This is a genomic window from Acidovorax sp. Root70 (genome assembly GCF_001428225.1).
Classification (GTDB): Bacteria; Pseudomonadota; Gammaproteobacteria; order Burkholderiales; family Burkholderiaceae_C; genus Acidovorax.
Genome location: NZ_LMHQ01000028.1, coordinates 256,554 through 281,354, shown reverse-complemented (window position 1 = coordinate 281,354; position 24,801 = coordinate 256,554). Strand labels below are relative to the sequence as shown.

Below are 24,801 nucleotides of genomic sequence, written 5' to 3'. Positions count from 1 at the left end.
TCATTCAAACATGAGCACATTGCAACTGAGTCTGGCCATCATCGGTGGCCTGGTGCTGGCCCTGATCGTGGCCTACAACACCTGGACCTCGCGCCGCAACGCGCCCAAGCGCGCCCTGCCCACAGAGCATGACCCGGCGGCGGAGCCCGCGCAGCGCCTGGAACCCGGCTTCGATGCGGGCGCGACCGGTGCCATGCCACCCAGCGAGTTCCACGGTCTGGACCGGGGGCCGGAGCCATCTGAACACACCGTGGACGCGGGCGACGCCCTGCAACTGCCCGTGCCACCGTATTCGCCCGAGCGCCGCCCGGGGCTGGACCCGCTGATCGACGTGATCGCAGCGCTGCAGCCCGAGCATGTGGTGTCGGGCGACGCCGCCCTGGCCGCACTGCCGCCCACCCGCCGCGCAGGCAGCAAGCCCTTTGCCATTGAAGGCCTGAACGAAGCCACCCAGCAGTGGGAAACCCCGGCCCCCGGTCAGCGCTACCAGTCCTTCCAGGCGGGCGTGCAACTGGCCAACCGCATGGGCGCGCTCAACGAGATCGAGTTCTCCGAGTTCGTGGTCAAGGCCCAGGCCTTTGCCGACACCATCAACGCTGCTCCCGACTTCCCCGACATGCTGCAGGAAGTGGCCCGCGCCCGCGAGCTGGACCAGTTCGCCAGCGACCACGATGCCCAGCTCATGTTCATGCTGCGGGCCCGCCAGGCTGCCTGGAGCCCCGGTTACGTGCAGCAAAACGCCGCCCGCCTGGGCTTTGTGCCCGGCGCCATGCCCGGCCGCCTGGTGCTGCCCGCCAGCACGCAAGGCCTGCCGCCCTTGCTCACGCTGGGCTACGACACCCAGGCCGCCTTGGCCGACGACCCGGACCAGTCCGCCATCCGCGACATCACGCTGAGCCTGGATGTCGCCCAGGTCCACCGCACCGAGCAGCCTTTTGCGCGCCTGCGCGACGTGGCCGCCGCCCTTTGCCAGGCCATGGACGGCGTGCTGTGCGACCAGAACGGCACCCCGCTGCCCGCCATGGCCATGGACCCGATTACTGCCGACCTGGAGCTGCTGTACGACCAGCTCGATGGGCGGGATCTGTCGGCAGGTTCCGTCCTGGCGCGGCGCCTGTTCAGCTGAGCACTGGTACGGTCATGACCGAGAGTTTGGATCTTTTTGCGGCCTCAGTGCCCGCAAATCAAACGCAGATTGCTATCAAAATCAAAGCGCTGCGCGACCAACTCAACCAGTGGGCCCACCAGTACTACGTGCTGGACGAGCCCACCGTGCCCGACGCCGAATACGACCGCGTGTTCCGCGAGTTGCAGGCGCTCGAAGCCGCGCACCCTGACCTGGTCACCTCCGACTCGCCCACACAGCGTGTGATTGGCGCGGTGATGGAGGGCCTGGCCTCTGTGCGCCACACGGTGCCCATGCTCAGCATCCACACGGAGACCGACACCGAGGCCACGGGCGCCCAGGCGTTTGACGCGCGCGTGCGGCGAGAACTGGGCCTGAGCGATGCCGACCCCGCCATCGAATACGTGGCCGAGCCCAAGTTCGACGGGCTGGCGATGAGCCTGCGCTATGAAAACGGCCGCCTGGTGCAGGCCGCCACGCGCGGCGATGGCGAGGTGGGCGAGGACGTGACGCACAACATCCGCACCATCCGGCAGATTCCGCTGACCTTGCCCGACGGCGTGCCTTCTTTGCTCGAAGTACGCGGCGAGGTCTACATGCGCCGCGCCGACTTCGACGCGCTGAACGAGCGCCAGCGGGAGCAGAGCGGCAAGACCTTTGTGAACCCGCGCAACGCGGCAGCAGGCGCTGTGCGCCAGCTGGACTCCAACATCACCGCCCAGCGGCCCCTGAGCTTTTTTGCCTACGGCCTGGGAGCGATCACTCCGCCGGCCGAAGGCGGGCCGGTGTTCCGCACGCACTACGAGATGCTGCAGACGCTGAAATCATGGGGTTTCCCAGTGGCAGCGCAAGTGCAGGTTGCGGTAGGTGCTACTGAATTAGTAGCATTTCACCAGCAGGTGGGTGCCAGCCGCGATGCGCTGCCGTACGACATCGACGGGGTGGTCTACAAGGTCAACTCCCTGCAGTTGCAGCGCGACCTGGGTTTCAAGACCCGCGAACCGCGCTGGGCCGTGGCGCACAAGTACCCGGCACAGGAGATGGCCACCAAGGTCGAAGCCATCGACGTTCAGGTGGGCCGCACCGGCAAAATCACACCCGTGGCGCGCCTGGCGCCCGTTTTCGTGGGTGGCGTCACGGTCACCAACGCCACGCTGCACAACCTGTTCGAGATCCGCAAGAAGGGCGTGCGCGTGGGCGACACGGTTATCGTGCGCCGCGCGGGCGATGTGATTCCCGAGGTAGTGGGCGTGATGCCCGGCAACCGCACGGGCTATGTGCCCAACTTCCGCATGCCCGCAGCCTGCCCCGTGTGCGGCAGCGCCGTGGTGCGCGAAAAGGGCGAGGCCAACCACCGTTGCACCGGCGGCCTGTTCTGCGCCGCGCAGCGCAAGGAGGCGATCCTGCACTTTGCCGCGCGCCGCGCCATGGACATCGAGGGCCTGGGCGACAAGCTGGTGGACCAGCTGGTGGACGCCAACGTGATCCGCACACTGCCCGACCTGTACCGGCTGGGCCTGACCTCGCTCATTGCGCTGGAGCGTATGGCCGAGAAATCGGCCCAGAACGTGCTGGCGGCGCTCGAAAAATCCAAGCAGACCACGCTGCCGCGCTTCTTGTTTGCCCTGGGCATCCGCCATGTGGGCGAGGCCACGGCCAAGGACCTGGCGCGGCATTTTGGAGTGCTCGACGCCATCATGGATGCGACGGAAGAGCAGCTGCTGGCCGTCAACGACGTGGGCCCCATCGTGGCCAAGGCCATCCGCACCTTCTTTGAACAGCCGCACAACCGCGAAGTGGTGGAGCAACTGCGTGCCTGCGGCGTGACCTGGCCCGAAGGCCCGGTGGCCGAGCGTGCCCCGCAGATCCTGGCGGGCAAGACGGTGGTGCTGACCGGCACCTTGCCCACCCTGAGCCGCGACGCGGCCAAGGACATGCTCGAAGCCGCAGGCGCCAAGGTGGCCGGCTCCGTCAGCAAAAAGACCAGCTACGTAGTGGCGGGCGAAGAGGCTGGTAGCAAGCTGGCCAAGGCCCAGGAACTGGGCGTGCCCGTGCTGGACGAAGCCGGCATGCTGGAACTGTTGTCAGGCCAGGGTGTCTGACGGAGCACGGTGCACCATGCCCGACTCTGTTTTTGCGTTCTCCATCCCCTTTCTCCTTCCTGACCGGCCCCTGGCGGGGCGGTCCTGAAGCGACCCTTTATTTCCCGGCGATTCATTGATGCACAAGTGGCTGCTTTCTTTCCGGGCCCGCATGGCGGGCCTGTTGGCCTGGGTTCCCCGGCCCGTGCGGCGCCTGCTGTTGTGGACGGTGGTGGCGGTGCCCGCTGCGCTGCTGGTGTTCACGCTGGCGCTGGTGCCTTTCACCCCCGGCATCAGCGACATCCGCAAGGCCAAGAGCGAACTGCCGGCGCAGCTCATGTCGGCCGACGGCAAGCTGCTGGCCGAATACCGCTGGGCCAACCGCGAGTGGGTGGAGCTGAACCAGATCTCTCCCAACGTGATTGATGCGCTGATAGCGACCGAGGACCACCGCTTTTACAAGCACTTCGGGCTGGACTGGCGGCGCACGGCGTCGTCGGTGGTGCTGACGCTGCGTGGCGACCCGCAGGGCGGCTCCACCATCACCCAGCAGCTGGCGCGCAACCTGTTCCCGGAGGAAATCGGCCGCTCGCGCACGCTCACGCGCAAGCTCAAGGAGGCGATCACCGCCCTCAAGATCGAGGCGTCGTATTCCAAGGACGAAATCCTGGAGACCTACCTCAACACCGTGCCGTTTCTCTACAACGCCTACGGCATCGAGATGGCCGCGCGCACCTACTTTGACAAGTCGGCCGACAAGCTCAACGTGCTGGAAAGCGCCACGCTGATCGGCATGCTCAAGGGCACGGCCTACTACAACCCGGTGCTCAACCCTGAGCGCGCGCAGGCCCGCCGCAACACGGTGCTGTCGCAGATGGTCAAGCGCGGCAAGCTCGATGCCAAGCAGTTCGAGACCCTACAAAAACGCCCGCTGCGCATCAACTTTGAACGCCAGACCGAGGTCATGGGCCCGGCGCCGCATTTTGCGATCCAGCTGCGCAAGCAGCTCATCGACTGGGCCGACAGCAAGGGCTATAGCCTGTATTCGGACGGCCTGGTGATCCGCACCACCATCGACTCGCGCCTGCAGGCCTATGCCAACCAGGCGGTGGCACGGCAGGGCCGGCAATTGCAAGGCGTGGCAGACACGGCCTGGTCGCAGCGCAACGGCTGGGGCCCCAAGAACGAGCTGGTGCAGACCCTGGTGCGGGAGAGCGCCGAGTACCGCGCCGCCGTGGACAAGGGCGACACCCCGGACGACGCGCTGAAGGCGTTGCTGGACGACGCCCCCTTCATGGCCAAGCTGCGCGCCGAAAAGACGCGTGTGCAGGCGGGCTTTCTGGCACAAGACCCGGTCACCGGCCATGTGCTGGCCTGGGTGGGCAGCCGCGACTTTGCGCAAGACCCGTTCGACCATGTGCAGGCGGCGCGCCGCCAGCCGGGCTCCACCTTCAAGCCGTTTGTCTATGGCGCGGCGTTTGCCAACGGAGCGACGCCCGAAGACACGCTGATGGACACCGCGGTCGAAATCCCGTTGGGCGGTGGCCGCGTCTGGCGCCCCACCGATGGCGGCCCGCCCAGCGAGCAGCCCATGACGCTGGCCGATGGCCTGGCGTTCTCCAAGAACACCATCACCGCGCAGGTGATGCAGCAGGTGGGCCCGGCCCGCGTGGCCGAGGCGGCGCGCGCCCTGGGCGTGCGGCAGTCCAAGCTGGAAGAGGTACCGTCCCTGGCGCTGGGCACGAGCCCGGTCACGCTCAAGGAAATGATCTCGGCTTACAGCAGCATCGTGAACCTGGGCCGCTATGTGGAGCCTGTGCTCATCACCAGCATCGAAGACCGCAATGGCAAGGTGCTGGAGACCTTTGCCAAGCCCGTGCCCGAAGAGGTCTTCCCGCCCCGGGCAGCGCAGACCCTGCGCAACACCATGCGCGGCGCTGTGGACCGGGGCACGGCCACGGCCATCCGCACGCGCTATGGCATCCAGGCCGACGTGGCGGGCAAGACCGGCACCACGCAAGACAACACCGATGGCTGGTTCATCCTGATGCACACCCGCGTGGTGGCGGGCGCCTGGGCAGGCTTCAACGACGGGCGCATCACGCTGCGCAGCGACTACTGGGGGCAGGGCGCGCGCAGTGCGTTGCCCATGGTGGGCGAGTTCATGCAGCAGGCCATCCGCAACAAGGTGATCGATGGCAACGACCGGTTTGTGGACGAGTTCGACACCAGCCCGCCACCACCGCCCGACAGCTCACTGGGCACCATGCGCGACTGGATTCGTGGCCTGTTCCGCTCCGACCCTCAGCAGGCTCCGGTGCCCGGCATGCCGCCCCGGCCTGCGGGCGCGGGGGGGCTGCCACCGGTCACTATCGACCCACCGGGTTCTGTCTCTCCACCGGTGCCTCCAGAAGAGCGGGTAGGGGGCGAATGAACGACCGAGGCGCGCGTTCAGCACGCGGCCAGCTGTTAAGGGGCTGGCTATGCAGTCAGCCTGCCGCGCCAGGCCACACGATGGCCTGCGCCACGATCACGTTTTGTCCATTGAAGGTGGCTGCGGGAGATCCGTACAGCCGATAGCCCCGCGCCAGCGCATCGCTCACGCGGCGGCAGAAGCTGGCGTCATCGGGACCGGTGAGCAGGCGGTAGGCGGGCAGGCCATCTGGCGGCGCGCTGGCCTGCGTGGTGTTTGCGGGTGATGCTATCGAGGTGGCAACCGTCATGGCCGCGCCTATTCGATGTCGATGAAGTGCATGCCCATGGTGCCCGCCTTGCGGTCGGCAAAGTAGCACTCCAGCGTTTCCTTGACGGTGCGGAAGGCCAGCTCGTCCCAGGGCACCTCGTCTTCGGTAAACAGCCGCGCCTCGATGGTTTCGTAGCCTGGGTTGAACTGGTCGCTGAGCAGTGTGGCGCGGTAGAACAGGTGCACTTGGCCCACGCGGCGCACGTTCAGCAGGCTGAACAGGGGGCCGATCTCGATCTGCGCGCCAGCCTCTTCATCGGTCTCACGCGCCGCCCCTTGGGCCGTGGTTTCGTCCAGTTCCATGAAGCCTGCGGGCAGCGTCCACTTGCCCCAGCGCGGCTCGATGTTGCGCTTGCACAGCAGGATGCGGCCATCGGGCAACGCGGGCACCGTGCCCACCACGTTGAGTGGGTTCTCGTAGTGCACCGTGTTGCAGGCGGGGCACACTGCGCGCTGCTTGGTGTCGCCGTCGTCCGGCAGGCGGTACACCACGGCGGTGCCACAGGCGCGGCAATGTTTGATGGGGCTGCGGTAAGTCATGCAGGGGTTTGAGGGTCAAATGAGCCGGTAGCGCTAGTGCAATATGCGCTACCGGCTATTAAAATCGTAGCGTTGCATTCGCCTGGCCGGGCGGCGGGGCCGCCCGGTGGTCTTCAGACCACGGTCAGGCGCAAAGGCGTGAGGCCGCCCACGCCGCCTTCGAGCGTATCGCCACGCACCACGGCGCCCACGCCTTCGGGGGTACCGGTGTAGATCAGGTCGCCGGGCTGCAGCTCCCACGCGGCCGACAGGTGCTCGATGGTCTCGGCAATGTTCCAGATGAGCTGGGTCACGGTGCTGCGCTGGCGGTCTGCGCCGTTGACCTGCAGCCAGATGGGCGCGTTGGCCACGTCACCTGCCTGCGCTACCGGGGTGATGGGGCCGATGGGAGCGCTGGCGTCAAAGCCTTTGCCGATGCACCAGGGACGGCCCTGCTTCTTCATGTCGTTCTGCAGGTCGCGGCGCGTCATGTCCAGGCCCACGGCGTAGCCGTAAATGTGGCTGAGCGCGTCGGCGGCCTGGATGTTCTTGCCGCCCTTGCCAATGGCCACCACCAGCTCGATCTCGTGGTGCAGGTTGGCCGTCAGGCTGGGGTAAGGCAGCTCGCCCGTTTCGCCCGCGTTGACCACCACGATGGCGTCAGCGGGCTTCATGAAGAAGAACGGCGGTTCGCGGCCGGTGAAGCCCATCTCCTTGGCGTGTTCTTCGTAGTTGCGGCCCACGCAGTAGATGCGGTGCACCGGAAAGCGCTCGCCGCTGCCCACCACGGGCACGCTGACCACGGGGGCGGGAGAAAACACGTAGCTCATGTCTGCCTTTCAATTGTTCTGGGGTTCTGGGGATGCCGTCAAAAGCGCGGGCGCCACGCCATGCACGCCTCGGTGTGGCAGTGTGCCATGGGCGCGGGTCTTCTGCTGTGGGGCGCTACACTGGCGGTCATGGCAAAGAGCTTCGATTTCCACAACACGCCGGGCCACCTGGTACGCCGCGCCCACCAGCGGACCGTGGCACTTTTCATGGAAGAGACGGCCGGATTTGATGTGACACCGGTGCAGTTCGCCATCCTGCACGAACTGCTGGCCCAGCCGGGCGAAGACCAGGTCACCTTGGCCGCCCGCGTGGCGTTTGATGCGGCCACCTCGGGGTCAGTCATCGGGCGCCTGGAAAAGCGCGGATGGATACGCCGCGAGCCCGACACCCGCGACCGCCGCCGCAAGCTGCTGTGGATCACCCCCGAAGGCGAAGTGGCCGCCCTGCAGATGCGCGATGCCGCCCAGCGCGTGCAGGAGCGCCTCACGGCACCGCTCACCGCCCAGGAAAGCGCCGATCTGATGGCGCTGCTCTCCAAAGTCGTCTACAACCACCAGGACCCGGCGGGCACCTCGGGCGCCTGACGGGGATGCCCTTGGTCGCCGGGCGCACTCTTTTTCTGGCCTGTCGGCATCGTGCCGCACAAGCTTCATTCCTCCTTTGACCGACCCCAGGCACCGCTCCGCCATGCAGCTCTACAACTACTTCCGCTCCTCCGCCTCGTTCCGCGTGCGCATTGCGCTGCAGCTCAAGGGCCTGCCCTACGACTACATGCCTGTGCATCTGGTCAAGGGCGAGCACAAGGCCCCCGATTACGCGGGCCGCATCGGGGACGCGCTGGTGCCCACCCTGGTGACCGATGGCGGCACGGCGCTGTCGCAGTCCATGGCCATCATCGAATACCTGGACGAAACCCATCCCACGCCCGCCTTGCTGCCCGCCACACCGTTGGCCCGTGCCCGGGTGCGCGCACTGGCGCAGATGGTGGCGTGCGAAATCCACCCGCTCAACAACCTGCGTGTGCTCAAGTACCTGGTGCATGAACTGAAGGTGGACGAGGATGCCAAGAACGCTTGGTACCACCACTGGGTTCGCAGTGGGCTGGAGGCGTTCGAGCGGCAACTTGACCTGCTGGCGCAAGAGCGCGCTGCGCAGGGCATGGCGCCCTCGGTGCTGTGCTGGGGCGACACGCCCACGTTGGCCGACTGCTGCTTGGTGCCGCAGATCTTCAATGCCCAGCGCTTCAAGGTCAGCCTGGATGGCCTGCCGCGCACCATGGGGGTGTTTGACGCCTGCATGACGCTGCCCGCGTTCCAGCAGGCGCAGCCCTCGGCCTGCCCGGACAACGAAGCGTGACGGCTGCGTCGTCGATACGGAGCCAGCACGCAGACTGGCTGGTGCCCGACTGGCCCGCACCGCCGGGTGTGCATGCGCTGTGCACCACGCGCGCGGGCGGTGTGGGCCGCGCACCGTTCGACCAGTTGAACCTGGGCACCCATGTGGGCGACGATCCGGTGGCGGTGGCCGCCAACCGGCAGATCGTGCAGTCCGCATTGCATTCCACAACCCCGGGCGCCCGCGCGGTGTTTTTGAACCAGGTGCATGGCGATGGCGTGGTGCTGCTGGATGCGAGCACCCCCGACGGGACAGAGGCAGACGCCTGCGTGACCCGTGCGCCCGGCGCCGTCTGCACCATCATGGTGGCCGACTGCCTTCCCGTGTTGTTTGCTCACCGCTCAGGCCAGGTGGTGGCTGCGGCCCACGCCGGCTGGCGCGGACTGGCCGGGAGCGCAGGGCAGGGCGTGCTGGAATCGGTTTTCAAGCATTTTTGCCATGAAGCGCTAGTGCATCATGGCTCGATAGCTATCGAAAGCGGAGCAATGGCGCCAGCCGCCCCAGGCGCTTCGGAAGTCGCTGCCCGCACGCTGGCGTGGCTGGGCCCCTGCATCGGCCCCACGGCTTTTGAGGTCGGGGCAGAGGTGCGTGCTGCGTTCTGCGACGCCCCGGGTGCCCTGGGCGCTGCGGCTACTTCATGTTTTGTGGCGCGGCCCGGTGTACCGGGCAAGTACCTGTGCGATCTGGCAGGGCTGGCCCGATTGCGTCTGCAAGCCATGGGCGTCACCGCCATCTACGGCAATGACAGCACCGCACCGTGGTGTACCGTCACACAGGCCTCACTGTTCTTTTCGCACCGCCGCGACAGCGCTGCCCTCGGCGGCAGCGGGCGTTTTGCCGCCTGCATCTGGCTCGGCTGACGTTGCTGGCTCGGCACCCGCATCGGCCATGCGGGCTGCGGCCTGCTCCGCGTCGTACGCGGCCTGTTCCTCCGCCTCTCGCGCCTTGATCTTGCGCTTGCGCGAAGGCGTGCCCAGGATGTAGACCAGAATGCCCATGGGCAGCAGGCCGTACAACGCGAACGTGATGAGGGCGCCCAGCACGGTGCCCTGTGGGCTGGTGGCTTCGGCCACCGCCATCATGAGCGTGACGTAGGTCCAGGCGATGACGATGAGGTACATTGATTTGTGTGCACTGAAAGCGTTGAATTCGTTGCCATGCCCCATGGGGTGGGCAACAATGAACCCGCGAAACAAAAATCAGGCCCCAGCCGCTGCGAGCGACCAACCATTGAGGAATGAGCATGACTTCTGAATCACCCTGGGCCGAGAGCGCCCAGCAGTTCCAGCAGATTTTCGGGCAAAGCTGGTCGCAGGCGCTGCAATCGTTTCAGAAACTGGACCTGGGTGCGCAGATACCCACGGCGACTCCGCTCAAGCTGTCGCAAGACAAGCTGCAGTCCTTGCAGCAGCAGTACATCAAAGAAGCCCAGGAGCTGTGGGCCAAAGGCCTGCAAGGCACCCCCGAGGTCAAGGACAAGCGCTTTGCGGGTGAAGGCTGGGCCAGCAATCCGGTGGCGGCGTTTTCTGCCGCCGCCTACCTGCTCAACGCCCGCACGCTGATGGGCCTGGCCGAGGCGGTGGAGGCCGATGAAAAAACCAAGGCCCGCATTCGCTTTGGTGTGGAGCAGTGGATGGCTGCCATGGCGCCCAGCAACTTTCTCGCCTTCAACGCCGAGGCGCAAAAGAAGGCCATCGAGACCAAGGGCGAGAGCATCGCCAAAGGCATGCAGAACCTGCTGCATGACATCACGCAGGGCCATGTGTCGATGACCGACGAAAGCCTGTTCGAAGTGGGCCGCAACGTGGCCACCACCGAGGGCGCGGTGGTGTACGAGAACGAGCTGTTCCAGTTGCTCGAATACAAGCCCCTCACGGCCAAGGTGTACGAGCGCCCCTTCCTGCTGGTGCCGCCCTGCATCAACAAGTTCTACATCCTCGACCTGCAGCCAGAGAACTCGCTGATCCGCTACGCCGTCGAACAAGGCCATCGCACCTTTGTGGTGAGCTGGCGCAATCCGGATGACAGCCTGGCCCACAAAACGTGGGACGACTACGTGGAAGATGGCGCCATGGCCGCCATCGACGTGGTGCAGAACATCACCGGCGCCGAGCAGATCAATGCGCTGGGGTTTTGTGTGGGCGGCACCATCCTCTCCAACGCACTGGCCGTACTGGCCGCGCGCGGTGACGAGCCCGTGGCCAGCGCGACCTTCCTAACCACGCTGATCGACTTCGCCGACACCGGCATCCTCGACGTGTTCATTGATGAGGCCTTCGTCAAGTTCCGCGAGATGCAGATGGGCAATGGCGGGCTGATGAAGGGGCAGGACCTGGCGTCCACCTTCAGCTTCCTGCGCCCCAACGATCTGGTCTGGAACTACGTGGTGGGCAACTACCTCAAGGGCGAAACGCCACCGCCGTTCGACCTGCTGTACTGGAACAGCGACAGCACCAATCTGCCGGGGCCGTTCTATGCCTGGTACCTGCGCAATTTCTATCTGGAGAACAACCTGGTCAAGCCGGGCAAGCTCACCGTGTGCGGCGAAAAGCTGGATCTGGGCAATCTCGATCTGCCTGTGTATATCTACGGCTCGCGCGAGGACCACATCGTGCCGGCCACGGCTGCCTATGCGTCCACCCAGGCGCTGCCCGGCAAGAAGCGGTTCGTGATGGGTGCCTCGGGCCATATCGCCGGGGTGATCAACCCGCCCGCCAAGGGCAAGCGCAGCCACTGGGTTCGCGCCGACGGCAAGTTCCCCGCCACGCTGGACCAATGGCTGGCGGGCGCCACCGAGCACCCAGGCAGCTGGTGGACCGACTGGTCGGGCTGGCTCAAGGGCCACGCGGGCAAGCAAATCGCGGCGCCCAAGGCCTATGGCAAAGGCACCAAATTCAAGGCCATCGAGCCCGCGCCCGGTCGCTACGTCAAGCAGAAAGCCTGATACGCAAAAGTCCTGACTTTCAGCACTGCGAGAATTACCTACCGTACCGAACAACCTCCAACCACAAGGACATTCCATGGAAGACATCGTCATCGTTTCGGCCGCTCGCACCGCTGTGGGCAAGTTTGGTGGCTCGCTGGCCAAGACGCCCGCGACCGAACTCGGCGCCATCGTGATTCGTGAAGCCATCGCACGCGCGGGTCTGTCGTCTGACCAGATCGGTGAAGTCATCATGGGCCAGGTGCTGGCGGCTGGCGTGGGCCAGAACCCAGCGCGCCAAGCCTCCATGAAAGCAGGCGTGGCCAAGGAAACCCCCGCGCTCACCATCAATGCGGTGTGCGGCTCCGGCCTCAAGGCCGTGATGCTCGCCGCCCAGGCCGTGGCCTGGGGCGACAGCGAGATCGTCGTGGCCGGTGGCCAGGAGAGCATGAGCCTGGCACCGCACGTGCTGCCCAACTCGCGCGACGGCCAGCGCATGGGCGACTGGAAGCTGGTGGACACCATGATCGTGGACGGCCTGTGGGACGTGTACAACCAGTACCACATGGGCATCACGGCAGAAAACGTGGCCAAGCAGTACGGCATCACCCGCGACATGCAGGATGCGCTGGCCCTGGCCAGCCAGCAAAAGGCAGCCGCTGCGCAAGACGCAGGCAAGTTCGCCGATGAAATCGTGGGTGTGAGCCTGGCGCAGAAGAAGGGCGACCCCATCCTCTTTAACACCGACGAATACCTCAATCGCAAGACCAATGCAGAAGCCCTGGCAGGCCTGCGCCCTGCGTTTGACAAGGCGGGCAGCGTGACCGCGGGCAACGCATCGGGTCTGAACGACGGCGCCGCCGCCGTGGTGGTGATGAGCGCCAAGAAGGCCGCTGCCCTCGGCCTCAAGCCCCTGGCCCGCATTGCCGCCTTTGGCACGAGCGGCCTGGACCCGGCCACCATGGGCATGGGCCCCGTGCCTGCCTCGCGCAAGGCCCTGCAGCGTGCAGGCTGGAACGCGGCCGATGTGGACCTGTTCGAGCTGAACGAAGCCTTCGCCGCCCAGGCCTGCGCCGTGAACAAGGAGCTGGCAATTGACCCCGCCAAGGTGAATGTGAACGGTGGCGCCATTGCCATCGGTCACCCCATTGGAGCGTCCGGTTGCCGGATTCTGGTCACGCTGCTGCACGAAATGCAGCGCCGTGACGCCAAGAAGGGCTTGGCCGCGCTGTGCATCGGTGGCGGCATGGGGGTGTCTCTGGCTGTGGAGCGTTGAGCCCCACCAGGGCCCCGTTGGAGGCGGCGCCCTTGCCGTGCTGACCAAAGACGCTGGCAGTGACAGCAAAAAGGCCGCATGGATATGCGGCCTTTTTTATGGGTGTGTTGGCCTGTTGGGTGAAGAAAGCTGCCCCAAGGTCTTCAGCAGATCGTCTGGGAGTTCCATCACCGGATAGCAGCCCCTCAGCCCAGGGATGTGTGCAGCCTCCAGAAGGCTCTGCACGGGCGCTGAAGGGCCGCAAGTTTGCCATGGTGCGGTACCATGTTTTCCCATGACCGCGACCATTTTTGCCCAACCCTTCGAACCCGTGGGCTGTCAATCCTGTCGTGACAAGACGCAGCTTCCGTTCGACTTCACAATGGCCTTTCAGCCCATCATGAATCTGGAGTTGAATCGTCCGTTTGCCTACGAGGCGCTGGTGCGTGGTGTGGGTGGTGAGTCGGCTGGCACAGTGCTGTCGTGGGTGGATGACACCAACCGTTATCGGTTTGACCAGGCGTGCCGCGTCAAGGCGATTGAATTGGCGTCGCGCCTGGGGCTTGCCAACTTGCCGGACTGCCGGCTGAGCATCAACTTTCTACCCAATGCGGTGTACCGGCCCGAGACCTGCATCCGCGCCACGATGGAGGCGGCTGAGGAATTCGATTTCCCGCACGACCGCATCATGTTCGAGGTGACCGAGGGTGAGCAGGTCACCAACGGTGCCCACCTCAAGTCCATCTTCAATGAATACCGGCGCCAGGGTCTCATCACGGCCATCGACGACTTTGGTGCGGGCTATGCAGGGCTGAACATGCTGGTTCAATTCCAGCCCCATGTGCTCAAGATCGACATGGAGCTGATTCGCAACATTGACCAAGACCCCGTGCGTCAGGCGATTGTGTGCGGCATCGTGTTGGTGTGTCAGCGCTTGTCCATCGACATTGTGGCCGAGGGCATTGAAACCTCGGCTGAGTCCGCCTATCTGCAATCGGTGGGCGTTTGCTACCAGCAAGGCTATCTGTTTGCCAAGCCGGGATGGGAGTCTTTGCCACTGGCGCCGCGGCACGTCTAGCCCGCAGCGGCCTGCAGTCCAAGGGCTGCCCTTGCGAGGCTCTTCAGCTCTCAATCGCCGGGCGGCTGCCTGAATTTGTTGAGCCCCCAGGCACCACATTGGTGACGCGCCGCTAGGCTTGACTGGCGTCAATGGTGTGACGCATGCGGATATGTCAAAAAGGAAAGGGCTTCAGTGTTTTCCTTCACGGCAGTGCCCAATTTCTTCGGTAGAGTGGGTCCTGAGCCAATCACTAACAAGGAGAAATCACATGAGCCAAAAAGTCGCGTATGTCACCGGTGGCATGGGAGGCATCGGTACCGCCATTTGCCAGCGCCTGCACAAGGAAGGTTTCAAGGTCATCGCTGGCTGCGGCCCGACACGGGACCACGCCAAGTGGCTGGCCGAGCAAAAGGCCCTGGGCTACACGTTTTATGCGTCGGTCGGTAACGTGGGTGATTGGGATTCCACCGTGGAAGCCTTCGGCAAGACCAAGGCAGAACACGGCACCATCGACGTGCTGGTGAACAACGCCGGCATCACGCGGGACCGCATGTTCCTCAAGATGTCGCGCGAAGACTGGGACGCCGTTATCGAAACCAACCTCAACAGCATGTTCAATGTCACGAAGCAAGTGGTGTCTGACATGGTGGAAAAGGGCTGGGGCCGCATCATCAACATCAGCTCGGTCAACGGCGAAAAAGGCCAGGCAGGGCAGACCAACTATTCCGCCGCCAAGGCAGGGATGCACGGCTTCTCGATGGCCCTGGCGCAAGAGCTGGCCACCAAGGGCGTTACGGTCAACACGGTCAGCCCAGGCTACATCGGCACGGACATGGTCAAGGCGATCCGCCCGGACGTGCTGGAAAAGATCGTGGCGACGGTGCCCGTCAAGCGTCTGGGCGAGCCCAGCGAGATCGCCTCGATCATTGCCTGGCTGGCATCGGAAGAGGGCGGTTACGCCACAGGCGCCGACTTCTCGGTCAACGGTGGCCTGCACATGGGCTAAGGCTTGCGCGGCCTTTTTGGTCGCCACAGGAGCAAAAAAAGGTCCCAACAAAAAACCCCGCAGATGCGGGGTTTTTTGTTGGGACCTGCAAGGGTTGCGAGAGATTAACTCTGGCCTTGCTACGGTGCGCCTGGAAAATATTGGCCTGAAGTTCCTATATCTCCCATGCATTGGTATGTTTTGTGCTTGTTGTGCGGTGCGGCAATGTCATCGACCTGCACAACAGTGGCTTGGCTGCAGCGCCTTCAGAAGCGGGCCGGGGCGCGCTTGCGGTCGCGTTCGTCTTCGGGCCAGGCGGACAAGATAGCGGTGGTATTCATGTGGAAAACTCCTGTGATGTACCAACAACGCGGTCAATCTGCAGTCCGTTGACAAGCTTTCGCAAAAAAATGCAACGGCAATAGCCTGTAGGTTTACACGAAAATTTGCTATAAATTTAGCAGCAATAAAACAATGCCAATCAAGGAAAAGTCCTGAAAATTGAGGGAAAAATTTACAGGACTTTACATCTTCAACTGACCGAGGCACCCGACATTTCTTCGAGTTCTGACGAAATTTCCAGCCAGCGTTCTTCGAGTTTTCCCGTTTCTTCATTCCCGGCTTTCAAGCGGCGACCGCACTCGGCGATCTCTGCGGGAGGCAAGGCCTGCGTCAGTTGGTGCTCCAATTGGGTGCGTTCCGCGCCCAAAGCCGCCAGGCGCTTGTCGATCTGTTCCAGCTCCTTTTTGAGCGGCCGGGTCTTTTCGGCCAGCTGCTGGCGTGTTTGGGCGTCGAGCTTGCGTTGCTCGCGCCCGTCACGCGAAGGCGCGGGGGAGGGGGCCGGTGCGGGCGTGGCAGAAGCGACGGCAACGGCCGCAGGTGCGGTGGTGGGGGCTGGTGCACTTGCCTGGGCCTGTGACGCCTGGGCCTGTTCGGCCAGACGCGCCTCTTCGCGCAGGCGCTTGGACTCTTCAAGCAGGTAGCGCTGGTAGTCGTCCAGGTCGCCATCGAAGGGGCCGACCACGCCCCGGCCGACCATCCAGAAATCTTCGCAGACCGAGCGCAGCAGCGCACGGTCGTGGCTGACCAGCATGACGGTGCCATCGAAGTCGTTGAGCGCCATGGCCAGCGCCTCGCGGGTAGCCAGGTCCAGGTGGTTGGTGGGCTCGTCCAGCAGCAGCAGGTTGGGGCGTTGCCAGACGATCATGGCCAGCACCAGGCGGGCCTTTTCGCCGCCGCTCATGGTGCCCACGGCCTGCTTGACCATGTCACCCGTGAAATTGAAGCTGCCCAGGTAGCTGCGCAGATCCTGCTCGCGGCTGGGTTGCTTGGCATCCGGCCCCAGGTCCTTGGCCAGGCGGATCATGTGCTCCAGCGGGTTCTCTGCGGGACGCAGAACGTCCAGCTCCTGCTGGGCAAAGTAGCCGATGTTCAGGCCCTTGCCTTCGGTGATGCTGCCGCCCAGCGCCTTCATGGTGCGCGCAATGGTCTTGACCAGGGTGGACTTGCCCTGGCCGTTGGCACCCAGGATACCGATGCGCTGCCCCGCCAGCACCGAGCGGTTGACGCCGGTGAGGATGGTGGTGGGCGTGCCCTCGTCGTCCACATAGCCGAACGAGGCGTCGCTGATGGCCAGCATGGGATTGGGCAGGTTGGCCGGTTCCTTGAACTCGAACGTGAAGTCCGCCTCGGCGAGCACCGGTCCGATCTTCTCCATGCGTTCGAGCTGCTTGACCCGGCTTTGCGCCTGCTTGGCCTTGCTGGCCTTGGCCTTGAAGCGGTCGATGAACTTCTGCAGGTGGGCCATCTTTTCCTGCTGCTTGGCAAAGCTGGCTTGCTGCAGTTCGAGCTGCTGGGCGCGCAGCTCTTCGAACTTGCTGTAGTTGCCGCCGTAGCGGTTCAGCTCACCTTGCTGGATTTGCAGGGTGACGTTGGTGATGGCGTCCAGGAACTCGCGGTCGTGGCTGATCACGATCATGGTGCCCGCGTAGCGCTTGAGCCATGCCTCCAGCCAGACGAGGGCGTCCAGGTCCAAGTGGTTGGTGGGCTCGTCCAGCAGCAGCAGGTCACTCGGACACATCAGCGCACGCGCCAGTTGCAGGCGCATGCGCCAGCCGCCCGAAAAGCTGTTGACCGGCTGATCCAGCTCGCTCACGCGAAAGCCCAGGCCCAGGATGAGCGCCTGCGCACGGGCCACGGCATCGTGTGCGCCGGCGTCATGCAGGTCGGAATAGGCGTGGGCGATGGCCATGCCATCGTCGCTGGCCTCGGCCTCTGCCAACTGGCGCTGCACCTCGGCCAGGCGCGTGTCGCCTTCCAGCACAAACTCTGTGGCTGACTGGTCGGTTTCGGGCATGTTCTGCGCGACCTCGGCCATCCGCCAGCTCGACGGTATGTGAAAGTCTCCGCCGTCTTCATGCAGCTTGCCGCTGAGCAGGGCGAACAGGCTGGACTTGCCTGCGCCATTGCGGCCCACAAGCCCTACGCTTTCGCCGGGGTTGATGGTGGTGGACACGCTGTCGAGCACGACTTTCGTGCCTCGGCGCAGGGTAACGTTCTTGAGGGTGATCATCCGGGAATCAGAAAAAAGCGCACCCGCACGAGGCGGGTGGCGTACAAAACTCTGGGGGCCAGCACAGTTGTCAGCGGCCTAGCCGCTGCAGCTGCCAAGGTGGCGCAAAGGGCTCTATTGTGCCGTGAGCCGGGTTTGGGCGGCCAGCGCCTGCCGGGTAACCAGCAAAACCTGGTCTTCGCCCGCACTGGTATCGAGCCAAAAAACCGGTAGTTGGGGAAATGCCGCCTCAAAGTGGCTGCGCTCGTTGCCGATCTCCAGAATGAGCACGGCGTCTTCGCTCATGCAGGCCGGAGCGGCTGCGAAGAGCTGGCGTACAAAGTCCATGCCGTCGTCACCGCCCGCCAGGGCCAGTGCGGGCTCGGCGCGGTACTCGCTGGGCAGCGTGGCCATGCTGGCGGCGTTCACGTAGGGCGGATTGCACAGGATCAAGTCCCAGGGGCCGGGCAGGGTGCTCAGTCCGTCGGACAGCTGCAGGGCGACGCGGTCCTGCAATCCATGCTTGTCCACATTGATGCGCGCCACGGCCAGTGCGTCGGGCGAAATGTCGGCGCCGGTGACCGAGACCTCCGGCCACGCCATGGCGGCCAGCACTGCCAGGCTGCCATTGCCGGTGCACAGGTCCAGCACGCGATGGGTATGGTCGCTCAGGAATTCATCTGCCCCGCCGTCCACCAGCAGCTCTGCGATGAAACTGCGCGGCACGATGGCGCGCTCGTCCACGTAGAACGGTATGCCCTGAAGCCACGCTTCACGCGTGAGGTAAGCGGCGGGTTTTCGCGTAGCGATCCGCTCTTCAAAAAGAGTAGCAACCAAGGCTTGATCTGTGGGCGCTACAGGCTTGTTTTTAATGGATTCTGGTGCGTCGGAGAGGTCGCTGTCCAGGGGCAGCCCCAGGCGCCAAAGCACCAGCCATACGGCTTCATCGTGGGCATTGGTGGTGCCATGGCCAAACGACACGCCTGCCGATGCCAGCTGCTGGGCGCCCCATTCAACCAGGGTGCCTACCGTCACTGCATTGGACGCGGGCGTTTCTTGTGGGTTGCTGGTCATGATGTGGTCATCGCCTGGGCTGCTGTGGCCTGCGCCTGCAGGTTCTCGAGGGTGCGGCGGTAGATGTTCTTGAGGGGTTCGATATCGGCCACCACCACATGCTCGTCAATCTTGTGGATGCTGGCGTTGGGCGGGCCCAGTTCGATCACCTGGGGGCAAACCTGGGCGATGAAGCGGCCATCGCTGGTGCCGCCGGTGGTGGACAGCTCGGTGGTCAGGCCGGTTTCAGCGGCAATGGCCTGCTGCACGGCATCCACCAGCTCGCCGGGTGTGGTGAGGAAGGGTTGTCCGCCCAAGGTCCAGCGCAGGTCGTAGTCGAGCCCATGGCGGTCCAGCACGGCATGCACACGCTGCTGTAGGCCTTCGGCGGTGGACTCGGTGGAGAAACGGAAGTTGAAGTCGATCACCACCTCACCCGGAATCACATTGGTGGCGCCTGTACCACCATGCATGTTGCTGATTTGCCAGCTGGTGGGCGGAAAGAACGCGTTGCCGTTGTCCCACACCGTGGCGGCCAGTTCCGTCAGGGCGGGCAAGGCCTGGTGGATGGGATTGCGAGCCAGTTGGGGGTAGGCAATGTGGCCCTGGATGCCGCGCACGCTGAGCTTGCCGCTCAGGGTGCCGCGCCGTCCGTTCTTGATCATGTCGCCGGTTTTCTCGACCGAAGTGGGCTCGCCCACGATGCAGTAGTCGAGCCGTTCGCCCCGCGCCTTGAGCTGCTCGATCACGACCTTGGTGCCATCGACCGAGGGACCCTCTTCATCGCTGGTCAGCAAAAAAGCCAGCTCCACCTGCGGGGCGGGCGTGGCGGCCAGAAACTCTTCCACCGCCACGACAAAGGCCGCGATCGAGGTCTTCATGTCGCTGGCGCCGCGGCCATAGAGCTTGCCGTCCTTGTGGGTGGGCACGAAGGGGTCGCTGCTCCACTGCGCAAGCGGGCCGGTCGGGACGACATCGGTATGGCCTGCAAAAACTACGGTTTTGATAGCAAAGGAGGCATTTTCTGCCTGCACTACGGGCCGTTTTGCCCATAAATTGCTGACATGGAAGTCTGCCGGGCCGCTGTCCAGCCGCTCGCACACAAAGCCCAGCGGGGCCAGCCGTGCAGCCAGCAGGTCCAGGCAGCCGGCATCCTCCGGGGTGATGGAGGGCAGGGAGATGAGCTGTTCGGCCAGGTGGAGGGTGCGGGACATGGGATCAGGGAATGGAGGCAGGCAGCGGGGTGGAGCTGTGGTCATGGGGCGGTGCTTTTGCACCGCATGGCCCCTGCGACAGGGGCCCGGGCAGGAAAGAGACACATCATGCCGCCGGCTTGACGTCCAGCACAATCTCGGTGAATGACGGGGTGTCATCCGGCGTGTCGCGCGCTTCCTTCTGGGCCTTGGCAGCATTGGCAGCAAGGGAGAAGTCGTTTTGCAGGCGCCACATGAGGTTGGTGGGCGAGTCAGCGTACGCAAGGCCTTCCTTGCGTTCGATCTTGGACTCCATGATGAGGCGGGCCAGAGCCTCCTCGAAGGTCTGCGAGCCTTCGGCCATGGATTTTTCCATGGCCTCCTTCACGCCGGAGAAATCTCCCTTTTCGATCAGCTCCGACACCAGCTTGGAGTTGAGCATGACCTCCACGGCTGGCACCCGGCCGCCGTCGGTCTTGCGCACCAGGCGCTGGGACACCACGGCCTTGAGGGCCGATGCCAGGTCGCCCAGCATGGTGGGGCGTACCTCGACGGGGTAGAACGACAAGATGCGATTGAGCGCGTGGTAGCTGTTGTTGCCGTGCAGCGTGGCTAGGCACAGGTGGCCGGACTGCGCATAGGCAATGGCGGCAGACATGGTCTCGCGGTCGCGAATTTCGCCGATCAGGATCACGTCGGGCGCCTGGCGCAGCGCGTTTTTCAGGGCGGTCTGCAAGGACTGGGTGTCGCTGCCGATCTCGCGCTGGTTGACGATGGATTTCTTGTTCTTGAACTGATACTCGACCGGGTCCTCGATGGTGAGGATGTGGCCCGTCAGCGCTTCGTTGCGCGTGTCGATCATCGACGCCAGCGAGGTGCTCTTGCCCGAGCCGGTAGCACCCACCATCAGGATCAGCCCGCGTTTTTCCATGATGAGTTCGCGCATCACAGGGGGCAGGCCCAGCGTGTCGAACTCCGGGATCTGCTGCGAGATGAAGCGGATCACCACCGCGTAACTGCCGCGCTGGCGCATGGCGCTGACCCGGAACCGGCCCACGCCGCTGAGCGGCACGCCCATGTTGAGCTCGCCGGTTTCTTCCAGCTCCTCGATGCGGTCTGGCGTGACCACTTCGGACAGAAGATTGCGCGGCGCGTCGGGGGGCAGGATCTGGTTGTTGATCGGCACGCACTCGCCGTTGATCTTGATCAGCGCAGGTGCGTTGGCCGACAGATAGACGTCGGAGGCCTTTTTCTCTGCCATCAGGCGAAGAATTCGTTCCATCGTGCTCATGGTGTTTCCCTCTTGTTGTCTGTCTCTGTCGGTGGGCGAACGGCCAGGGCCGTCCGCGGGTTCACGGCAATCAGTCGCGCAGCAGGTCGTTAATGCTGGTCTTGGAGCGGGTTTGCGCGTCCACCTGCTTGACGATGATGGCAGCGTACATGCTGTAGGGCGCGCCGTTGGCGGCCGTCTTGGGCAGGTTGCCGCTGACCACCACCGAGCCCGAAGGCACGCGGCCGTAGCTGATTTCGCTGGTGGCACGGTTGAAGATGGGGGTGCTCTGGCCCAGGTACACGCCCATGCCCAGCACGGAGTTCTCTTCGACCACCACGCCTTCGACGACCTCGGAGCGGGCGCCGATGAAGCAGTTGTCTTCAATGATGGTGGGGCCGGCCTGCAGAGGCTCCAGCACACCGCCAATGCCCACGCCGCCGGACAGGTGCACGTTGGCGCCGATCTGTGCGCACGAACCCACGGTGGCCCAGGTATCGACCATGGTGCCTTCGCCCACGTAGGCGCCAATGTTCACGTACGACGGCATCAGGATCGCGCCCTTGGCGATGAAGCTGCCGCGGCGGGCCACAGCGGGCGGCACCACGCGCACGCCGGTGGCCTTCATTTCTTCTTCGGACAGGTGGGCAAACTTGGTCTGCACCTTGTCGTAAAAGCCCAGGTCGCCGGCCTTGACGACTTCGTTGTCCTTCAGACGGAACGACAGCAGCACGGCCTTCTTGATCCACTGGTGCACGGTCCACTGGCCCACGCCTTCGCGGGTAGCCACACGCAGCTTGCCGTTGTTCAGCTCGGCAATCACGTGTTCGACGGCGTCCTGGATCTCCTTGGGGGCGGCGGCGGGCGAGAGGCTGGCGCGGTTTTCCCAGGCGTTGTCGATGAGGGTTTGGAGTTGTTGGGTCATGTTGTTGTCGATCAGATCAGGCAGTACGGGATTGGATGAATTGCACGATGCGCAGCGCGGCTTCCACGCATTCTTCGGTCTCGGCCACCAGGGCCATGCGCACGCGCTGGGCGCCGGGGTTGCTGCCTTGGGCCTCGCGGGCCAGGTAGCTGCCGGGCAGCACCGTGACATTGTATTGAGCCAGGAGGGCGCGCGCGAACTCGGCGTCGTCCATGCCCAGGGCTTCAGGTACCTTGGCCCACAGGTAGAAACCGGCATCCGGCAGGGCGACTTCCATCACGCCCGCCAGCAGTGGCGTGACCTGGGCAAACTTCTTGCGGTACAGCGCGCGGTTTTCCACCACATGCTGCTCATCGCTCCAGGCAGCAACGCTGGCGGCCTGCACGATGGGGCTCATGGCGCTGCCATGGTAAGTACGATAGAGCAGAAATGACTTGATCAGGGCCGCGTCGCCCGCCACAAAGCCGCTGCGCATGCCGGGCACGTTGCTGCGTTTGGACAGGCTGGTGAAGGAGATCAGGTTCTTGAAGTCGCCGCGTCCCAGCTGCGCCGCAGCCTGAAGGCCACCCAGGGGTGGCTCGTCGCGGAAATAGATCTCGCTATAGCACTCGTCCGAGGCAATCACAAAGCCGTAGCGGTCGCTCAGCTCGAACAGCTTCTTCCATTCGCTCAGCGGCATCACGGCGCCAGTGGGGTTGCCGGGGGAGCAGACAAACAGCAACTGCGTGCGCTGCCACACGGCGTCGGGCACGGCATCCCAGTTCACGGCAAAGTTGCGGCTGGGGTCGCTGGCCGCGTAGTACGGCTGGGCGCCAGCCAGCAAGGCGGCGCCTTCGTAAATTTGGTAGAACGGGTTGGGGCAGACGACCAGAGGTTGGCCTTGAGAGGGGTCGATGATGGTCTGCGCAAAGGCAAACAGCGCTTCGCGTGAGCCATTGACGGGCAGCACCTGGGTGCCAGGGTCCAGGGTCAGCGCATAGCGTTGTTGCAGCCAGTGGGTGAAGGCTTCGCGCAGCTTGGGTTCACCGGCCGTGGCGGGGTAACTGGCCAGTCCGCCCAGGTTGTTACTGAGTGCATCTTTGATGAACTGCGGTGTAGGATGGCGTGGCTCACCCATGCCCAGGCTGATGGGGCTGTAGGCCGCCGGGGGAGTGACTCCCGCGAAGAGTTGCCGCAGCCGCTCAAAGGGGTAAGGCTGGAGTTGGGAGAGCAGGGGATTCATGGAGCGACATTATGGGCGAAGGGCGTGGGCGCACGGGCTGTGCACCGCGCACTGCGTCCTCGGGGCAAATGGGGTTGCAACGGGTGGGCAGGCGCCCTGTGGTGTTGTCAATCCGACGTAAGAGCAGACACCTAGCATCGCCCCTTTTCAAGAACGATAACGGAGACAAGATGTCTGGATTCCTACCGCTGCGCCCCGGACTCTGGTGGATGCGCAGGTGGCACCTGCCGGGCAAACTGGTGACGCTGGGCGTGTTGATGGGGGGCGCGCTGGCATTGGCCGCCCTGGATGCCCCGTGGTGGAGTGTGGCATTGGCTGGCGCCGTGGTTCTGTATGCCCTGTGTGCGTTGCATGCCGGCCTGGCGTCTGACCTGCAAGGGTTGGCGCATGCGATGGAGCAGACCACGCGCGGCGACCTGTGTGCCCGGGCGGGTGTCTATGGGCACGACGAGGTCGGGGCCATGGCTCAGTCGCTTGACCGCATGGTGCTGACGCTGTCGTCCATGGTGGCCGATATCCGCAGCAACGCGGCGCTGGTGGCCCATGCGGGGCAAAGCCTGGCGCAAGGCAACCGGTCGCTGGCCGATCGCACCGAGCAGCAGGCGGCCAACCTGGAGCAGACAGCCGCCAGCGTGGAGCAACTGTCTTCGGCTGTCCAGAACAACGCACAGACCGCGCGCAGCGCCGATGCCCGCGCTGCCGACGTGCGCAAGGCCGCCGACACTGGGGCCGAAGCCATGGCCCGCGCGGTGCAGTCGGTGGAGGCGATCCAGCAAAGCGCGCGCCGCATGACCGAGATCATCGGCGTGATCGACAGCATTGCTTTTCAGACCAACATCCTGGCGCTTAATGCCGCCGTGGAGGCCGCCCGCGCCGGTGAACAGGGCCGTGGGTTTGCCGTGGTGGCGGGCGAGGTGCGCACCTTGGCCAAGCGCTCGGGCGACGCCGCACGGGAGATCCGCGAACTGATTGGCGCTTCGGTGAGCCAGGTCGAGGCCAGCGCAGGGTTGATCCGGTCGGCCGGCGAAGGCATTGCCAACATGGCCAGCGGCATCCGCAGCGTGGCGGCCAGCATGACCGAGATTTCCGGTTCCAGTGCCGAGCAGAGCACGGGCTTGAGCGAGGTGAGCACGGCGGTGCAGCAGCTGGACCAGATCACGCAGCACAACGCCCAGATGGTGGGCCATGCCGTTTCGCAAGCCGAGGCGCTGGAGCACCGCGCTTCCACCCTGTCACAGGCAGTGGCGGCGTTTCGCCTGCAGCAGGGTACGGCCGATGAGGCGGTGGCCCTGGTGAACAAGGCCGTGGCCCTGCACAAGACCAGTTCGCGCGACCAGTTTCTGCGCAGCATCACCGACAAGACCCAGCCCTACCATGACCGCGACATGTACGTGTTTGTGCTGGATACGGCGGGCACCTACCTGGCCTTCGGCGGCAACCCGGCCAAGGTCGGGACCCGCGTGCAGGACATCCCCGGTATTGCGGGCGACCGGTTGGTGAACGATATCGTCAGCCAGGCCGACCAGGCACCCGGCTGGGTGGAGTACGACATCAACAACCCGTCCACCGGAGCGGTGCAAACCAAGATGTCTTACGTGAGCCGCGTGGGGGACTGGTACGTGGGCTGCGGGGTCTACAAGTCGCTCGCCGCCCGATAGGCGCTGGGCGA

At 64.6% G+C, this 24,801-nt stretch carries 21 protein-coding genes; 11 read left to right on the top strand and 10 right to left on the bottom strand.

The window, feature by feature from the left end:
• Window positions 1-10 precede the first annotated feature (10 nt).
• From ASD94_RS15910 to ASD94_RS15900, 3 genes are all read left to right on the top strand, one after another.
• Entirely contained in the window at window positions 11-1,126 is a 1,116-nt protein-coding gene (locus ASD94_RS15910) for a hypothetical protein (protein ID WP_056644703.1), read from the top strand.
• 14 nt (window positions 1,127-1,140) lie between these two features.
• Complete coding sequence (gene ligA / locus ASD94_RS15905) at window positions 1,141-3,228, top strand: NAD-dependent DNA ligase LigA (protein ID WP_056644700.1); 2,088 nt, start codon at window positions 1,141-1,143, stop codon at window positions 3,226-3,228.
• Window positions 3,229-3,346: 118 nt separating this feature from the next.
• Entirely contained in the window at window positions 3,347-5,641 is a 2,295-nt protein-coding gene (locus ASD94_RS15900; protein WP_056644697.1) for a penicillin-binding protein 1A, read from the top strand.
• 55 nt (window positions 5,642-5,696) lie between these two features.
• On the opposite strand, the gene ASD94_RS15895 is transcribed toward ASD94_RS15900, so the two are convergent.
• From ASD94_RS15895 to ASD94_RS15885, 3 genes are all read right to left on the bottom strand, one after another.
• Entirely contained in the window at window positions 5,697-5,930 is a 234-nt protein-coding gene (locus ASD94_RS15895; protein WP_056644695.1) for a DUF1737 domain-containing protein, read from the bottom strand.
• An 8-nt stretch (window positions 5,931-5,938) separates the two neighbouring features.
• On the bottom strand, window positions 5,939-6,490 hold the full coding sequence (locus ASD94_RS15890) for an NUDIX hydrolase (RefSeq protein ID WP_056644690.1): 552 nt from the start codon (window positions 6,488-6,490) through the stop codon (window positions 5,939-5,941).
• 113 nt (window positions 6,491-6,603) lie between these two features.
• Window positions 6,604-7,299 (bottom strand): fumarylacetoacetate hydrolase family protein, encoded by a 696-nt coding sequence (locus ASD94_RS15885; RefSeq protein ID WP_056644688.1) that lies wholly within the window; start codon window positions 7,297-7,299, stop codon window positions 6,604-6,606.
• A 129-nt stretch (window positions 7,300-7,428) separates the two neighbouring features.
• Here ASD94_RS15885 and ASD94_RS15880 point away from each other — a divergent pair, with 129 nt between their 5' ends.
• From ASD94_RS15880 to ASD94_RS15870, 3 genes are all read left to right on the top strand, one after another.
• Window positions 7,429-7,884: a MarR family winged helix-turn-helix transcriptional regulator gene (locus tag ASD94_RS15880; protein WP_056645086.1), complete on the top strand. Its 456-nt coding sequence runs from the start codon at window positions 7,429-7,431 to the stop codon at window positions 7,882-7,884.
• A 103-nt stretch (window positions 7,885-7,987) separates the two neighbouring features.
• A complete protein-coding gene (gene maiA / locus ASD94_RS15875) occupies window positions 7,988-8,656 on the top strand; it encodes a maleylacetoacetate isomerase (protein WP_056644685.1) in 669 nt (222 codons plus the stop codon).
• Window positions 8,653-9,555 carry a polyphenol oxidase family protein gene (locus tag ASD94_RS15870; RefSeq protein WP_056644682.1) on the top strand — a complete coding sequence of 301 codons (903 nt, stop codon included), beginning with the start codon at window positions 8,653-8,655 and terminating at the stop codon, window positions 9,553-9,555. Before maiA ends, ASD94_RS15870 begins: the two co-directional genes overlap by 4 nt.
• Here the strand turns inward: ASD94_RS15870 and ASD94_RS15865 are convergent.
• Window positions 9,475-9,816, bottom strand: a complete 342-nt coding sequence (locus ASD94_RS15865; protein WP_056645084.1) for a hypothetical protein — start codon at window positions 9,814-9,816, stop codon at window positions 9,475-9,477. The genes ASD94_RS15870 and ASD94_RS15865 overlap by 81 nt on opposite strands.
• Window positions 9,817-9,938: 122 nt before the next feature.
• Here ASD94_RS15865 and ASD94_RS15860 point away from each other — a divergent pair, with 122 nt between their 5' ends.
• The 4 genes from ASD94_RS15860 (at window position 9,939) to phbB (ending at window position 14,939) form a co-directional block, all read left to right on the top strand.
• Window positions 9,939-11,639: an alpha/beta hydrolase gene (locus ASD94_RS15860; RefSeq protein WP_056644679.1), complete on the top strand. Its 1,701-nt coding sequence runs from the start codon at window positions 9,939-9,941 to the stop codon at window positions 11,637-11,639.
• A 76-nt stretch (window positions 11,640-11,715) separates the two neighbouring features.
• The gene (locus tag ASD94_RS15855; protein ID WP_056644674.1) at window positions 11,716-12,894 is read left to right on the top strand and encodes an acetyl-CoA C-acetyltransferase; all 1,179 of its coding nucleotides are present in this window, start codon (window positions 11,716-11,718) and stop codon (window positions 12,892-12,894) included.
• A gap of 274 nt (window positions 12,895-13,168) precedes the next feature.
• Window positions 13,169-13,951, top strand: a complete 783-nt coding sequence (locus tag ASD94_RS15850; RefSeq protein ID WP_056644669.1) for an EAL domain-containing protein — start codon at window positions 13,169-13,171, stop codon at window positions 13,949-13,951.
• 250 nt (window positions 13,952-14,201) lie between these two features.
• Complete coding sequence (phbB, locus tag ASD94_RS15845) at window positions 14,202-14,939, top strand: acetoacetyl-CoA reductase (protein ID WP_056062618.1); 738 nt, start codon at window positions 14,202-14,204, stop codon at window positions 14,937-14,939.
• 511 nt (window positions 14,940-15,450) lie between these two features.
• Here phbB and ASD94_RS15840 read toward each other — a convergent pair.
• The 6 genes from ASD94_RS15840 to dapC all read right to left on the bottom strand — a co-directional run bounded on the left by ASD94_RS15840 (window position 15,451) and on the right by dapC (window position 23,132).
• Window positions 15,451-17,490 (bottom strand): ABC-F family ATP-binding cassette domain-containing protein, encoded by a 2,040-nt coding sequence (locus ASD94_RS15840; protein ID WP_056644667.1) that lies wholly within the window; start codon window positions 17,488-17,490, stop codon window positions 15,451-15,453.
• Window positions 17,491-17,604: 114 nt separating this feature from the next.
• Window positions 17,605-18,543 carry a 50S ribosomal protein L3 N(5)-glutamine methyltransferase gene (prmB, locus tag ASD94_RS15835; RefSeq protein WP_056644666.1) on the bottom strand — a complete coding sequence of 313 codons (939 nt, stop codon included), beginning with the start codon at window positions 18,541-18,543 and terminating at the stop codon, window positions 17,605-17,607.
• The gene (gene dapE / locus ASD94_RS15830; RefSeq protein WP_056644663.1) at window positions 18,540-19,736 is read right to left on the bottom strand and encodes a succinyl-diaminopimelate desuccinylase; all 1,197 of its coding nucleotides are present in this window, start codon (window positions 19,734-19,736) and stop codon (window positions 18,540-18,542) included. The genes prmB and dapE overlap by 4 nt, the downstream gene beginning before the upstream one ends.
• 106 nt (window positions 19,737-19,842) lie before the next feature.
• A complete protein-coding gene (locus ASD94_RS15825) occupies window positions 19,843-21,006 on the bottom strand; it encodes a PilT/PilU family type 4a pilus ATPase (RefSeq protein ID WP_056644660.1) in 1,164 nt (387 codons plus the stop codon).
• 70 nt (window positions 21,007-21,076) lie between these two features.
• Entirely contained in the window at window positions 21,077-21,910 is an 834-nt protein-coding gene (gene dapD, locus ASD94_RS15820) for a 2,3,4,5-tetrahydropyridine-2,6-dicarboxylate N-succinyltransferase (protein WP_056644658.1), read from the bottom strand.
• Window positions 21,911-21,926: 16 nt separating this feature from the next.
• On the bottom strand, window positions 21,927-23,132 hold the full coding sequence (dapC, locus tag ASD94_RS15815) for a succinyldiaminopimelate transaminase (RefSeq protein WP_056644656.1): 1,206 nt from the start codon (window positions 23,130-23,132) through the stop codon (window positions 21,927-21,929).
• A 170-nt stretch (window positions 23,133-23,302) separates the two neighbouring features.
• On the opposite strand from dapC, the gene ASD94_RS15810 reads away from it, so the two are divergent.
• Window positions 23,303-24,790, top strand: coding sequence for a methyl-accepting chemotaxis protein (locus ASD94_RS15810; protein WP_056644653.1), 1,488 nt, complete (start codon window positions 23,303-23,305; stop codon window positions 24,788-24,790).
• Window positions 24,791-24,801 lie beyond the last annotated feature (11 nt).